Here is a 13,657-nt window from a genome sequence, read left to right as displayed (position 1 = left end):
CTGCTGCCGGCGGCGAGCATCGTCGGTTTCGCGGCGCTCGCCCTCTCGCCGACGGTCGCCTCGGTGGTGGTGATCTACGTGCTGCGGCGGGCGGGCAACTTCGCCATCGCCCGGCCGGTGCGCGAGGTGCTGTTCACGGTGGTGCCGCGGGAGGACCGCTACAAGGCGAAAAGCTTCATCGACACGGTGGTCTACCGCCTCGGCGATCAGGTCGGCGCGTGGTCCTATACCGGGCTGGCCGCGCTCGGCTTCGGCGGCCACGCCGCGGCGGTGGTAGCGGTGCCGCTCTCGGCCGCGTGGCTCCTCAACGCGCTCTGGCTCGGCCGGGCGCAGGCGCGGCGGCAGGCGCAGGGGGAGGAGGGCGTGGCGGACGGGTCCGACCCGGCGCCGGCCGCGCGGCCGCCGGGCTGACGGCGATCGTGACAAAGGTTATCGTTCGATCCCGACAATGTCCGTCGGCCGGACGAGCCGGCCTGATCGCCTGGGGACGGGCGGCGATGCGGCATCGCGGCACGCCTCTGTTTCCGGCCGCAATCGGACATAGAACAGAAACAGTGTCGTGCGGTATCCGCATGATCGATCCCGCCCGCGGCCCCGGCAGGCGGCGTGTCTCTCGGGCGCTTCGCGAGGCACTCTGACCGGACATCGACCGGAGACCCATGGGACTCGTCCAGTACGCCCTCAAGTTCCGCATCACGACCTACGTGCTTGCCGTGCTGATGATGCTGGGCGGGGCGGGCGCGGTCGTCGTGACTCCCAAGGACGTGCTGCCCGCCGTCGACATCCCCGTCGTCGTCGTGGTCTGGACCTATACGGGCCTGTCCGCGCCGGAGATGGAGAAGCGGATCACGACCTATTCCGAGTTCGGAATTTCCAACAACGTCAACAACATCGCCCGGATGGAATCGACGAGCCTCCAGGGCACGTCGGTGATGAAGATCTATTTCGACCAGAGCGTCAGCATCGATCTGGCCATCGCCCAGGTCGTCTCCTCGACGAACTCGATCCGCGCGCTGATGCCGCCCGGCGTGCAGCCGCCGGTCATCGTGCGCTTCTCCGCCTCCTCGGTGCCGGTGATCCAGCTCGCGCTCACCTCGGCCAAGGACAGCCTCAACAAGGTCTACGACTACGCCCAGTACCGCATCCGCCAGCGCCTGACCCAGGTGCCGGGCTCGACCCTGCCCTCCCCCTTCGGCGGCGCCCCGCGCCAGGTCATGGTCGATCTCGACCTGCACGCGCTCCAGGCCCTCGGGATGACCCCGCTCGAGGTCACCAACGCGGTGACCTCGCAGAACCTGACCATCCCCTCGGGGCTGACCAAGATCGGCGAGCAGCAATACCCGGTGCAGATGAACGCGACGCCGGACGCGATCGCGGCGCTCAACGAGATCCCGATCAAGGTGGTCAACGGCCAGCCGGTGCTGGTGCGCGACGTCGCCTATGTCCGCGACGGCGGCCCGCCGCAGGTCAACGTGGTGCGGGCCGACGGCGCCGCCTCGGTGCTGATGCGGGTCTTGAAGAACGGCACCGCCTCGACCCTGGACGTCGTCAACAACGTCAAGGCGGCGCTCCCCGACATCCGCGCGGCGGCCCCCGAGGGCATGGAGATCAAGCCGCTCTTCGACCAGTCGGTCTTCGTCTCGAACGCCATCGAGGGGGTCTGGCACGAGGCCGTCATCGCCGCCTGCCTCACGGGTCTCACCATCCTGCTGTTCCTCGGCTCGTGGCGCTCGACCCTGATCGTGCTCGTCTCGATCCCCTTGTGCCTGATGACCTCGCTGGCGCTGCTCGCCGCGCTCGGCCACACCATCAACGTGATGACGCTGGGCGGCCTCGCGCTCGCGGTCGGCATCCTCGTCGACGACGTGACGGTGGCGATCGAGAACACCTACCGCCTGTTCGAGGAGGGCAAGCCGTTCCGCAACGCCGTGGTCGAGGGCGCGGCGGGCATCGCCAAGCCGGCGCTGATCTCGACCCTGTCGATCTGCGCCGCCTTCGTCTCGGTCTTCGCTCTGACCGACACCCCGAAATTCCTGTTCACGCCGCAGGCGCTCGCGGTCGTGTTCGCGATGCTGACCTCCTACCTGCTGACCCGCACCCTGGTGCCGGTGCTGATCGACGTGCTGGTGGCCCGCGAATACCTCCAGCACCACGGCGGTGAGGAGGAGGCCCCGCGCCGGGGCCGGATCGAGCGGGCGCTGGGCTGGCTGCTCGCGCCGGTCTTCCGGCTGGCCGGCGCCTTCCGCCGCGGCTTCGAGGCGCGGTTCGCGCGCTTCCACCGCGGCTATGTCGGATTGCTGCACGCGGTCCTGCGCCATCCCGTCGTGACGGTGGCGACCGTCGCCCTGCTGTTCGCCGGCACCGGCGGGCTCTTCGTCTTCACGGGGCAGGACTACTTCCCGCAGGTCGAATCGAGCCAGATGACCCTGCACCTGCGCACCCGGCCGGGCATGCGCATCGAGACCGCCGAGCAGACCTTCGCCGAGGTGGAGAAGGTGGTGCGCGAGGTGATCCCCGAGGGCGAGATCGACCAGATCCTCGACAACATCGGCATCCCGTCGAACAACTACAACTTCGCCTTCTCCGACGGCTCGTTCGTCTCCTACAACGACGGCCAGATGCTGATCGACCTGAAGGACGAGCACGGACCGGTCGCCGAGTACCAGCGCCGCCTGCGCGAGACCCTGCGCGAGCGCTTCCCCGACATGATCGTCTACTTCCAGCCCTCGGACATCATCACGCAGATCCTCAATTTCGGCGTCATCGCGCAGATCGACGTGCAGGTCTCGGGACGCAACACCGTCAAGGATCTCGAGGTCGCCCGGCGCATCGAGGCGCGGCTGAAGGAGACGCCCGGCCTCGTCGACGTGCACCTGCACCAGATCGTCGACACGCCGCAATTCTTCGTCGATGTCGACCGGCGGCTCGCGGCCGAGCTCGGCCTGACGCAGCAGCAGGTGGCCCAGAGCCTCAACGTGTCGCTGTCGGGCTCCTTCCAGGTGAACCCGAATTTCTGGACCGACCCGAAGACCGGCATCCCCTACCAGCTCTGGGTCCAGACGCCGGAATACCGCAACGCCTCGCTCACCGCGCTGCAGAACACCCCGCTCTTCGCCCGCGCCAGCGCGGCGGCCGGCAACGGGCCGGGGGCGCTGACGCTGCTGTCGAGCATCGCCACGATCACCCGCCAGCCGACGCAGACGGTGATCAACCACGTCAACACGCAGCCGACCTTCAACGTCTACGCCGCGGTGCAGGACCGCGACCTGGGCTCGGTCGCCCGCGACATCGACCGGATCGTCCTGGAGGAGCAGAAGGCGCTGCCGGCCCCCGACAAGATCACCGTGCGCGGGCAGATCGAGAACATGCGCGCCGCCTTCTTCCGGATGGAGGTCGGCCTCGGCATCGCGCTGATCGCGGTCTACCTGCTGATGGCGGTGAACTACCAGAGCTGGGGCGATCCCTTCGTGGTGCTGGCCGCCCTGCCGGTCGCCTTCTGCGGCATCGTCGCGAGCCTGTTCATCACGAACACCGCCTTCTCGATTCCGTCGCTGTTCGGGGCGATCATGTCGGTGGGCATCGCCTCGGCCAACTCGATCCTGCTCGTGACCTTCGCCAAGGAACACCGGGAGGCCACCGGCTGTTCGGCCCGCGAGGCGGCCATCGTCGCGGGCGAGACCCGGCTGCGGCCGGTGCTGATGACGGCGAGCGCGATGTTCCTGGGGCTGGTGCCGATGGCGATCGGAACCGGCGAGGGCGGCGAGCAGAACGCGGCGCTGGCGCGGGCGGTGATGGGCGGCCTCGCGCTCGGCACCCCCTCGACGCTGCTGTTCGTGCCGTTCCTCTACAGCCTGCTGCGGCGGGGCGAGGCCAAGCCGCTCGAGGATTATATCTGATGACGTCCGCCCGACCCGACCGGAGGAAGTGCCCGTGACCGAGGGCGAGGACAAAAAAACTCCGCCGCCGCCGGGCAAGGGCGGCTTCGTGCTGGCCGGGCTGATCGCCGCGGGCCTCGTGGCCTATGGCGGCTACGGCCACTGGCAGCGGGCGGCCCGGGCCGAGGCGACGCGCGCCAAGCAGATCGAGTTCGTGCCGAAGGTCCGCACCGAGGAGGCCAAGCGCCTCGACGGGCCGATCGAGCTGACCCTGCCGGGCCAGACCGAGCCCTTCGCCACCGCGCGGATCTACGCCCGCGCCACCGGCTACATCGCCGAGCGCCACGTCGATCTCGGCTCGCGGGTGAAGAAGGGCGACGTGCTCCTGCGCATCGCTGCCCCCGACCTCGACCAGCAGCTCGCCCAGGCCGAGGCGCAGCTCGGCCAGCTCGAGGCGCAGCTCCTGCGGGCCAAGGCCATGGTCGATCAGGCGCGGGCCAACGTGAACCTCGCCCAGGTCACCAACTCGCGCACCTCGACCCTCGCCGGCCAGGGCTGGGCCTCGAAGCAGAACGCCGACAACACCCAGGCCGGCGTGCTGTCGCAGCAGGCCAACCTCGCCTCGGCCGAGGCCGACGTGAAGGTGGCGGAGGCCAACATCAAGGCGCAGCAGGCGACCGTCGGCCGCCTCAAGGCGCTGACCGGCTTCGAGATCGTCACCGCGCCCTTCGACGGCGTGATCACCACCCGCAACGTCGATGTCGGCGACCTCGTCCAGGCCGATGCCGGCTCGGGCACGCCGCTCCTGTCGATGGACCGGGACGACGTGCTGCGCATCTCGGTCAACGTGCCGCAGAACGCGGCGGTCGGCGTGCAGCCGGGCATCGCCGCCCGGATCAAGGTGCCGCAGATGCCGGACCGCAGCTTCTCCGGCGAGGTCGAGCGCAGCTCGGTCGCCCTGCTCGCCTCCTCGCGCACGCTCACGACCCAGGTCGACGTGCCGAACCCCGACCGCACCCTGCGGCCCGGCCTCTACGTCTACGTGACCCTGGCGATCCCGCGCACCGGCGGCACCACGGTGGCGGTGCCGGCCGAGGCCCTGGTGTTCAACCAGTCCGGCACCCGCGTCGCGGTGGCCCGCGAGGACGACCGCGTCACCTGGGTCGACGTCCATGTCGCCCGCGACAAGGGCACTCTGGTCGAGGTCGACAAGGGCCTCTCGGGCGGCGAGCGCCTCGTGCTGAGCCCGCCCGCCGACCTCAAGGACGGCGGGCGCATCGCCCCGCAACAGCCGAAGACGGACAAGCCGATGCAGGCCGCGCAGCGCTAAGGTTTTTTGCGCGGCGTCGATTGGGTGATGGCGCCGCTCCCAGGCACGCCTCATCCTGAGGTGCCGGAGCGCAGCGGAGGCCTCGAAGGATCCTCCAGGATTCGCGCGGGATCTGGAGGATCCTTCGAGGCCCGCTGGCGCGGGCACCTCAGGATGAGGGCGGTGGATGGGATCGCCCCGGTGCCGTCCGTTGGCCTTATCGGCGGGTTGCGCGGGCCGCCTCGCTCGGCTCACATCCCGTCCGGAAACGCGCCGACGAGAAGGCTTCAGCCATGAGCGACCTCAAGACCCTCCGCAGCCTGTCCGGTCTGCCGCCGGAGCCCGCCGCCCTCCCGGGCGCGGCGCTGGTGATGATCGACCTGCAGAACACCTACCGCGAGGGCGTGATGCGCCTGGAGGGCGTCGAGCCGGCGATCCGCGAGGCGCGGACGCTGCTGGAGCGGGCGCGCAGCGCCGGCATCCCGGTCTTCCACGTGCGCCACGATGCCGGGCCGGGCTCGCCCTACGACGTCACCGCCGCCATCGGCCAGATCAGCGACGAGGTCGCGCCGCGGGAGGGCGAGCCGGTCATCACCAAGGCCTATCCGAGTTCCTTCGCCGGCACCGACCTTCAGGCGCAGCTGGAGGCGGCGGGCGTCAAGGACCTGATCCTGGCGGGCTTCATGACGCATATGTGCATCAACTCGACCGCGCGCAGCGCCTTCACCCTCGGCTTCCGCCCGACCGTGGTGGCCTCGGCCACCGCCACCCGCGCCCTGCCGGGACCGGACGGCGCGACCGTTCCCGCCGCCGCCCTCCAGGCCGCGAGCCTCGCCGCCTTGAGCGACCTGTTCGCGGTGGTGGCGCCGGACGCGGCGGCGATCCGCGGATAGGGGATCAGGCCGCGCGGGCGCGGGGCTGGGCGGCCTCGTCCGCCGGCCGCGGCCCGAACATCCGCTGGTAGAGCGCGGCCGGGCTGTGGCTGCGGCCCTCCGAATCGACGATGCGGACGTCGCTCAGGCCGGAGGTGGTCAGCGACAGGCCCTGTTCCAGGGCGGTCAGCAGGGAGCCGTGCTGCCAGGAATAGACCCGCGAGGCGGTGCCGGCGCTGACGGTGAAACTCACGGATACATCCCGATGCTGATGCCGGCTGGCGACGGTGCCGCCGGGCGCGATGAAAAGGTTCGTCCCGGGGGCGGGTTCCGTAAAACTTGAGCTTTAATAGTGGCTCTTGGTTGACGAAGTCTTTGCGGAACTTGCCCCTTTCGGTGGCGGAACCGCGGGCGCCCGGTGGCGGCACGATGGCAGCGGCGCCATTCCGGACCCGCAGGGCTCCCGCTCTCCCACGGGATTGCCGGGGCGCGCCGGGCCCCTCAGAGTGCCCCACGAAGCGCCCGGTCACCGGTCGCGTCCTCTTCGGCCGCGACGGCGCTGCGGGGGGTTGTGAGAGTCAGACGGCGGTGGGCGGCCTCGCGGGGCCGTTCCGGACAGCCACAGCGGAGAGAGCCAATGGAATACCGGCAGTTCGGACGCTCGGGCCTCAAGGTGCCGGTGCTCAGCCTCGGCACGGCCACCTTCGGCGGCACCGATGCGTTCTTCCAGAACTGGGGCAGCACCGGCGTGAAGGAGGCGAGCCGCCTGATCGACCTCTGCCTCGATGCGGGCGTCAACTTCCTCGACACCGCCGACCTCTATTCGAGCGGCGACTCGGAAAAGATCCTCGGCGAGGCGATCAAGGGCCGCCGCGACAGGCTGCTGATCTCGACCAAGGCGACGTTCCGGGTCGGCGAGGACGTCAACGCGGTCGGCTCGTCGCGCCACCACCTGATCCGCGCCTGCGAGGCCAGCCTGAAGCGGCTCCAGACCGACCATATCGACGTCTACTTCATGCACGGCTTCGACGCGCTGACCCCCGTCGAGGAGACCCTGCGGGCGCTCGACGACCTCACCCGCGCCGGCAAGATCGGCTATATCGGCGCCTCGAACTTCTCCGGCTGGCAGCTGATGAAGGCGCTGGCGACCTCGGAGCGGTACGGGCTCGCCCGCTACGTCGTCTATCAGGGCTACTACTCGCTGATCGGCCGCCACTACGAGTGGGAGCTGATGCCGCTCGGCCTCGACCAGGGCGTCGGCCTGATGGTGTGGAGCCCGCTCGGCTGGGGCCGGCTCACGGGAAAGATCCGGCGGGGGCAGGCGGCCTCGGGCGGGCGCCTCGCCACGGCGGCCGGCGCGGAGGGCGGTCCCACCGTCTCCGACGACTATCTCTACGACGTGGTCGACGCCCTCGACGCGGTCGCCGCCGAGACCGGCCGGACGGTGCCGCAGGTGGCGCTGAACTGGCTGCTGACCCGCCCGACCGTGTGCAACATCGTCATCGGCGCCCGCAACGAGGAGCAGCTGAAGCAGAATCTCGGCGCGGTCGGCTGGTCGCTGACCGAGGACCAGATCGCCCGACTCGACGCGGCGAGCCGGGAAAACCCGATCTACCCCTACTGGCACCAGACCGGCTTCGACGAGCGGAACCCGAAGCCGACGGCATGGTGAGGCGACGCGATCCGGTCTCCGTCATCGCGAGCGGCAGCGAAGCGATCCAGAGCGCGACCTTTCCGGACAGGGCGGCGCCCTGGATTGCTTCGGCTCCGCCTCGCAATGACAACGGTGCTCCACCGCTCGGGCCGAGCCGTCTTCACATGCTGATCTCGGGACCGTGCTTGTCGCCATCGTCCGGCACGGGGCCGGGCTCGCCCTGCCAGGGCAGGCTCTGCCAGGGCGGCTGGCCGGCGCGGGCCTCGTACTCCTCGAGCGGCAGGGTGGTCTCGCCGCCCTCCCCGTCCTGGACCCGGACATGGCTCGGGCGCGGCTGCTTCGGCGGGCAGAGGAAGAGGCCCTTGAACGAGGTCGCCATGGTCTAGAGGCCCTCCGGCCGCTCGCCCTGGGGCGCGTGATGCGCGCGCACCGGACGCACCCGCAGGTAGCCCTTGACGCGCAGATACTCGGCGACGATCTCGCAGATTGCCCGGTCCCGCGGCAGGCGCTCGACCGCGCAATGCTCGTCCAGCGCCGCCACGACCTCCGGCGGGAAGGTCAGGATGCCGGCGAGCTTCGGTTCCGCGGACGGATCGGTCTCGTGTTCGGTGTCGCTCACGCTGTCTGTCCTCCGCCTACACGCCCGATCCGACCGGCGGCACGCCCTGCTCCGGCGTCGGGACGACGCCGAGCCCGTCCGCGTCGCCGGGACGGGTGGCGCCGAGACGCCGCAGCAGCGCCTCGTAGGTCTGCACCGCCGGGGAATCCCCCTGAAGCTCGCGGGTGTCGGCGAGGAGCCGCCGCACGTCCTCCACGAACAGGTCGCGCGCCCGCCCTCCCCCGGGGCTCGCCTCGAACAGGCGGGTGAGCGCCAGCTCGAACACGCCGATCAGGAGGCCGAGCCGCTCGGTGTCGTCCGCCATCGTCCCCTCCGGATGTCTCGACCACCTCCGCGGTCCGGCTGAAGACGGGAACGCCGGTGAGGCGCCCCGCGGTTCCGCCGCCGCCGGGGACAAGCCCGGGCGGCAGCCACTGCGCCGCATGGGAAGACGCGAACCGCGCTCTAGATTTCCTTTCCTCCTCGGCGTCCCCGTGACGCCGGCAGCCCGCCCGCGGGCCGGGGCTCCCGGCCGGAACTCCGGTGCCGCTCGGGGAGATGTCCACCAAGCATCAAACCCCGAGCCGCTGTTGTCGCCCCACTCGCTCCTTTCCCCCGCGCGGTTTCCTGCGGCACCTCGGCAGGGGTTGGGCGACGCGCCGGGCGACGGCGCGGAGGAGGCGCATGGCGGCTTCCCCGTCCGGGCCATCGCCCGGCTGCGCCGGACCGGGCTGCTGGCCGCTCCCCTGCCCGAGGCGCTCGGCGGCCGCGGCCTGTGCGATCCGGCCCGCGTGGACGATCTGCGGGCGCTGCTGACGCAGACCGGCCGCGACGACCTCGCGGTCGGGCGGCTCTACGAGGGGCACGTCAACGCGCTCGCCCTGGTGCTGCACTACGCCGACCCCGCCGTCGTCGGGCGGCTCGCCCGCGACGCGGCGCAGGGCCATCTCTTCGGCGTCTGGAACACCGAGCCGGCCGAGGGCGGCCTCGTCCGCGACAAGGCGGGCCGCCTTCACGGCGCCAAGAGCTACGCCTCGGGGGCGGGTTTCGTCACCCGCCCGCTGGTGACGGCGCGGCTCGCCGACGGGCGCCGGCTGATGCTGGTGATGCGCCTGGAGCCCGGCGAGCGGGCCGACCTGTCGGCCTGGCGCGCCCACGGCATGCGGGCCTCCGCCACCGGCACGGTCGATTTCTCCGGGCTCGGCCCCCGCGACGGCGAGGTGGTCGGCGCGCCCGACGATTACGGGCGCCAGCCCTTCTTCTTCGCCGGGGCGTGGCGCTTCCTGGCGGTGCAGCTCGGCGGGATCGAGGCGGTGGTCGAGACGCACCGGGCGCATCTCGCCGCCACCGGCCGGGCGGAGGATCCGCATCAGCAGGCCCGGTTCGGCCAGGCCCTGGTCGCGGCGGAGACGAGCCGGCTGCTCGTCGCCCGCGCCGCCCGGATCGCCGCCGCCGAGGCCGGATCGCCCGAGCGGGTCATCGCCTACGTCAACCTCGCCCGCGCGGCGGTCGAGCAGGCGGGGCTCGACGTGATCGCCCTGGCGCAGCGCTCCGTCGGCCTCGCGGGTTTCCTCGAGAGCCATCCCCTGGAGCGCCTGATGCGCGATCTCGCGACCTATCTGCGCCAGCCGGCCCCGGATTTCGCCCTGACCGGCATGGCCGCGCACGCGCTGGCCGCCGACGAGCCGTTCCACGCCCTGTGGCCCGAGGAGCCGGCTCCCGCCCCGCGCGCGGCAGAGGCGGTGGAGGCCGAGGCAGAGGCAGCGGTGGAGGCGGTGGGATGAGCGGCCGGCGGACCGAGACGCTGCCGGAGCGCTACTTCGCGGAGATCTACGCCTCCGATCCTGATCCCTGGCGTTTCACCTCCAGTGCCTACGAGGCCGAGAAATACGCCGCGACGCTGCAGGCCCTGCCGCGGGCGCGCTACGGGAACGCCCTGGAGGTCGGCTGCTCCATCGGCGTCTTCACCCGGGCGCTCGCTCCCCGCTGCGGGGCGCTGACCGGCCTCGACATCGCGGGGGCCGCGCTCGACGCCGCGCGGGCGCGCTGCGCGGAGTACCCGCAGGTCGGCTTCGTCCGGGGCGCGGTGCCGGAGGTCTGGCCGGAGGGCCGGTTCGACCTCATCGTCTTCGGCGAGGTGCTGTACTTCCTGAGTGCGCCGGATCTGGCGCGGCTCGTCACGCGGGTCGAGGCGAGTTTGGCGCCGGGGGGCGACTGCCTGCTCGTGCACTGGCTCGGGGAGACGGACTATCCCCTCTCCGGCGACGCGGCGGCGGAGAGTTTCATCGCGGGCACGGCCCCGTTCTGCCGGGTGCTGCCCGGCGCGCGCACAGAGGCTTACCGCCTCGACGTGCTGCGGCGGACGGACACGCGATGACCAGTACGATGCCAGTACGATGACGGAGGCGATGACGGCGCGTTCGGAAAAAGCCGTCCGGCGCCACCCGCTCTGGGTGCGCCTGACCCACTGGGTCAACACCGCTGCCTTCCTGGCCCTCCTCGTCAGCGGCTTCGCCATCCTGCTCGCCCTGCCCCGGCTGTTCTGGGGCGAGACCGGCGCCAACGACGCCCCGGCCTGGATCGTCCTGCCGCTGCCGGTGAACCTCGAACAGACCGGCTGGGGCCGCAACCTCCACTTCCTCGCCGCCTGGATCTTCGTGCTCAACGGCGCGCTCTATCTGCTGATCGCGCTCGTGAGCGGACATCTCCTGCGCCGCCTCGCCCCCGACCGCGACCAGCTCCGGCCCCGGCACGTCGCGGCCGACATCCGCGCCCACCTGCATCTCAGGGGACCGGGCGCGGCGGGCCGCTACAACGTGCTCCAGAAACTCGCCTATCTCGGCGTCATCCTCGTGCTCGGGCCGGTGATGCTGCTCTCGGGGCTCACCATGTCGCCCGGCGTCACGGCGGCCTATCCGGAGCTGTTCACCCTGTTCGGCGGCCGGCAATCGGCGCGCACGATCCACTTCCTGTCGGCGGCGCTCCTCGTCGGCTTCCTCCTCATCCACGTCTGGCAGGTCCTCGCCAACGGGCCGCTCGACCTGATGCGGGGCATGATCACCGGGCGCTCCGCCCGGACCGAGCTCGGTCGAGCGAATTCAGGGGAGGATCCGCGATGAGCGATCTCACGCGCCGCAGGCTGATCCTCGGTTCCTCGGCGCTCGGGCTCGGCGGCTCCTTGGGCGGCTTCTTGGGCGGCTGCGAGCTGATCGAGAACGGCCCGCGCCGGCCGGGCCTCTACGGCCTAAGCGACACCCTGACGCTCGCGACGCAGCGCTTCCTGCTGCGCGACCAGCCGCTGGTGCGGGAATTCGGGCCGGAGGCGATCTCGGCGGTGTTTCCCACCATCAACACCACCGACCCGGACGATGCCGCCTACCGCCGCTCGAAGGCGGTCGGGTTCGCCGACTGGCGCCTGCCGGTGAGCGGCCTCGTGGAGCGGCCCGCCGCCTTCACCCTCGCCGAGCTGAGGGCGATGCCGGCCCGCACGCAGGTGACGCTGCACAGCTGCGAGCAGGGCTGGTCGGCCATCGGCGGCTGGACCGGGGTGCCGCTCTCGCACGTGCTGGCGAGTGTCGGGCTGAAGCGCGAGGCGCGCTTCATCGTCATCCGCAGCGTGGACGGCTGGTGGGACAGCTACGACCTGTTCGACGCCCTGCACCCGCAGACGATCCTCGCCTACGGCATGAACGGCAACGACCTGCCGGTGGCCCACGGCGCCCCGGTGCGCCTGCGGGTGGAGCGCCAGCTCGGCTACAAGTCGCTGAAATACCTCGCCAGCATCGAGGCCACCGACCGGGTCGACGGGCTCGGCCAGGGCCGGGGCAGCATGGTCTCGGAGATGGGATTTTCCTGGTACGCGGGGATCTGAGCGATCCGCGTGAAACCCCCTCACCCGATCAGCGGGGTGCAGACCGCCCGCCCCTGCCCCGGCAGCGGCACCACCGCGACCTCGACGCCGTAGAGGAGCCGCAAGGCGTCCGGCGTCACCGTCTCGGCCGGCGGCCCCAGCGCGACGAGGCGGCCGCCGTGCAGCAGCGCGACCCGGTTGGCGCAGAGGAAGGCATGGCCGGGATCGTGGGTCGAGAGCACCACGGCGATGCCGGCCTCCGAGAGGCGCCGCACCTGGGTCAGCACCCGCGCTTGGTTCCCGAAATCGAGGCTCGCCGTCGGCTCGTCCATCACCAGGAGCCGCGGCTCCCCCGCGAGCGCGCGGGCAATCAGCGTGAGCTGGCGCTCGCCGCCGCTGATCTCGGTGTAGATCCGCTCGGCCAAGTGGCCGATGCCCAGGGTCGCCAGCGCCCGCTCGGCCGCCGCGCGGTCGGCCGGGCCGGGGCTCGCGAAGGCGGGAAGCCGGCTGGCGCGGCCCATCACCACCACCTCGCGGACGGTGAAGGGGAAGAAGGCGGCGTGCGCCTGCGGCACGTAGGCGATCGTCTTCGCGATCTCGCGGCGCGGCAATTCCGACAGGTCGGTGCCGTCCAGGAGGACGCTTCCGGCGAGCGGCCGCAGCAGCCCGAGCAGGGTCTTGAACAGCGTGGTCTTGCCGCCGCCGTTCGGCCCGAGCAGGCAGAGCGTCTCGCTGCCCTCGATCGTCAAGTTGACGCCGGCGCCGACCGCGCGGGCGCCGTAGCCGAAGGCGAGGTCGCGGGCCTCCAGGATCATGCCCAGCCCCGCTTGCCCGCGGCCAGCAGCCAGAGGAAGAACGGCGCGCCGACGAGGGCCGTCAGGATGCCGAGCGGCACCTCGATGCTGGCGACCGTTCGGGCCAGGAGATCGACCGCGGTGAGGTAGCCGGCCCCGAGCAGCATCGAGGCCGGCAGCAGGCGGCGGAAGTCGGGCCCGACCAGCAGGCGGGCGACGTGCGGCACGATCAGCCCGATCCAGCCGATCACCCCCGTCACCGAGACCGCGGCGGCGGTCACCAGCGTCGCGCCGGCCACCAGGATCGGGCGGAGCCGGCGCGTCTCGAGCCCGAGCGCCCGCGCCTCCTCGTCGCCGAGGCTCATCAGGTTCACGCGCCAGCGCAGCAGCACCAGCGGGACGAGGCCGAGGCCCATCGCCGGCAGGATCGCCGCGATGTCGCCCGCGGTGACGGAGGCGAGGCTGCCGAGCAGCCAGAAGGTGATGGCGGGAAGCTGGTTGTAGGGGTCGGCGAGCACCTTGAGCAGCGAGATGCCGGCGCCGAGCAGGGCGCCGACGGCGACGCCCGCGAGCACCAGGGTCAGCACCGGATCGTGCCGGCGCACCGCGAGCCCGACGGCGTAGACGGCGCCGACCGCGGCGAGCCCGCCGGCGAAGGCGAGCCCCTGGATCGCCGCCACCGGCAGGGCGAGCACGATGCCGAGC

At 71.7% G+C, this 13,657-nt stretch carries 14 protein-coding genes and 1 pseudogene; 9 read left to right on the top strand and 6 right to left on the bottom strand.

The features are described from left to right. From MFF42_RS07205 to MFF42_RS07190, 4 genes and pseudogenes are all read left to right on the top strand, one after another. A pseudogene (locus MFF42_RS07205) lies at positions 1 to 411 on the top strand (MFS transporter); the annotation flags it as partial. A gap of 248 nt (positions 412 to 659) precedes the next feature. After that, positions 660 to 3,896, top strand: a complete 3,237-nt coding sequence (locus MFF42_RS07200) for an efflux RND transporter permease subunit (protein ID WP_238255139.1) — start codon at positions 660 to 662, stop codon at positions 3,894 to 3,896. Between the two features lie 34 nt (positions 3,897 to 3,930). Then, the gene (locus MFF42_RS07195) at positions 3,931 to 5,205 is read left to right on the top strand and encodes an efflux RND transporter periplasmic adaptor subunit (protein ID WP_238255138.1); all 1,275 of its coding nucleotides are present in this window, start codon (positions 3,931 to 3,933) and stop codon (positions 5,203 to 5,205) included. Positions 5,206 to 5,477: 272 nt separating this feature from the next. Beyond that, complete coding sequence (locus tag MFF42_RS07190; RefSeq protein WP_238255137.1) at positions 5,478 to 6,077, top strand: cysteine hydrolase family protein; 600 nt, start codon at positions 5,478 to 5,480, stop codon at positions 6,075 to 6,077. Positions 6,078 to 6,081: 4 nt separating this feature from the next. Here the strand turns inward: MFF42_RS07190 and MFF42_RS07185 are convergent, their stop codons facing one another. Next, positions 6,082 to 6,309: a hypothetical protein gene (locus tag MFF42_RS07185; RefSeq protein ID WP_238255136.1), complete on the bottom strand. Its 228-nt coding sequence runs from the start codon at positions 6,307 to 6,309 to the stop codon at positions 6,082 to 6,084. A gap of 384 nt (positions 6,310 to 6,693) precedes the next feature. Between MFF42_RS07185 and MFF42_RS07180 the strand changes: the two genes are divergently transcribed. Continuing rightward, complete coding sequence (locus MFF42_RS07180; protein ID WP_238255135.1) at positions 6,694 to 7,728, top strand: aldo/keto reductase; 1,035 nt, start codon at positions 6,694 to 6,696, stop codon at positions 7,726 to 7,728. A gap of 142 nt (positions 7,729 to 7,870) precedes the next feature. On the opposite strand, the gene MFF42_RS07175 is transcribed toward MFF42_RS07180, so the two are convergent. The 3 genes from MFF42_RS07175 to MFF42_RS07165 are packed head-to-tail and all read right to left on the bottom strand — an operon-like array spanning position 7,871 to position 8,633. Then, entirely contained in the window at positions 7,871 to 8,089 is a 219-nt protein-coding gene (locus MFF42_RS07175) for a hypothetical protein (protein WP_238255134.1), read from the bottom strand. A gap of 3 nt (positions 8,090 to 8,092) precedes the next feature. Further along, positions 8,093 to 8,329, bottom strand: coding sequence for a basic helix-loop-helix domain-containing protein (locus MFF42_RS07170; RefSeq protein ID WP_238255133.1), 237 nt, complete (start codon positions 8,327 to 8,329; stop codon positions 8,093 to 8,095). Between the two features lie 16 nt (positions 8,330 to 8,345). After that, positions 8,346 to 8,633, bottom strand: coding sequence for a hypothetical protein (locus MFF42_RS07165; protein ID WP_238255132.1), 288 nt, complete (start codon positions 8,631 to 8,633; stop codon positions 8,346 to 8,348). Between the two features lie 265 nt (positions 8,634 to 8,898). Here MFF42_RS07165 and MFF42_RS07160 point away from each other — a divergent pair, with 265 nt between their 5' ends. From MFF42_RS07160 to MFF42_RS07145, 4 genes are read left to right on the top strand one after another with little or no spacing between them, the layout of a single operon-like run. Next, entirely contained in the window at positions 8,899 to 10,092 is a 1,194-nt protein-coding gene (locus MFF42_RS07160; RefSeq protein ID WP_238255131.1) for an acyl-CoA dehydrogenase family protein, read from the top strand. Then, complete coding sequence (locus MFF42_RS07155) at positions 10,089 to 10,685, top strand: SAM-dependent methyltransferase (RefSeq protein ID WP_238255130.1); 597 nt, start codon at positions 10,089 to 10,091, stop codon at positions 10,683 to 10,685. Before MFF42_RS07160 ends, MFF42_RS07155 begins: the two co-directional genes overlap by 4 nt. Positions 10,686 to 10,704: 19 nt before the next feature. Further along, a complete protein-coding gene (locus MFF42_RS07150; RefSeq protein ID WP_238255129.1) occupies positions 10,705 to 11,427 on the top strand; it encodes a cytochrome b/b6 domain-containing protein in 723 nt (240 codons plus the stop codon). Then, on the top strand, positions 11,424 to 12,179 hold the full coding sequence (locus MFF42_RS07145) for a molybdopterin-dependent oxidoreductase (RefSeq protein ID WP_238255128.1): 756 nt from the start codon (positions 11,424 to 11,426) through the stop codon (positions 12,177 to 12,179). The genes MFF42_RS07150 and MFF42_RS07145 overlap by 4 nt, the downstream gene beginning before the upstream one ends. 20 nt (positions 12,180 to 12,199) lie before the next feature. On the opposite strand, the gene MFF42_RS07140 is transcribed toward MFF42_RS07145, so the two are convergent. Together MFF42_RS07140 and MFF42_RS07135 are read right to left on the bottom strand one after the other, a co-directional pair. Next, positions 12,200 to 12,973 (bottom strand): ABC transporter ATP-binding protein, encoded by a 774-nt coding sequence (locus MFF42_RS07140; RefSeq protein WP_238255127.1) that lies wholly within the window; start codon positions 12,971 to 12,973, stop codon positions 12,200 to 12,202. Beyond that, positions 12,970 to 13,657, bottom strand: a 688-nt coding sequence (locus MFF42_RS07135) for a FecCD family ABC transporter permease (RefSeq protein WP_238255126.1), incomplete at its 5' end; no start/stop codon positions are given. The genes MFF42_RS07140 and MFF42_RS07135, both read right to left, overlap by 4 nt.

The organism is Methylorubrum podarium (assembly GCF_022179745.1).
In the GTDB taxonomy this organism is placed as follows: domain Bacteria; phylum Pseudomonadota; class Alphaproteobacteria; order Rhizobiales; family Beijerinckiaceae; genus Methylobacterium; species Methylobacterium podarium.
This window is presented reverse-complemented; position numbering and strand designations above follow the sequence as displayed.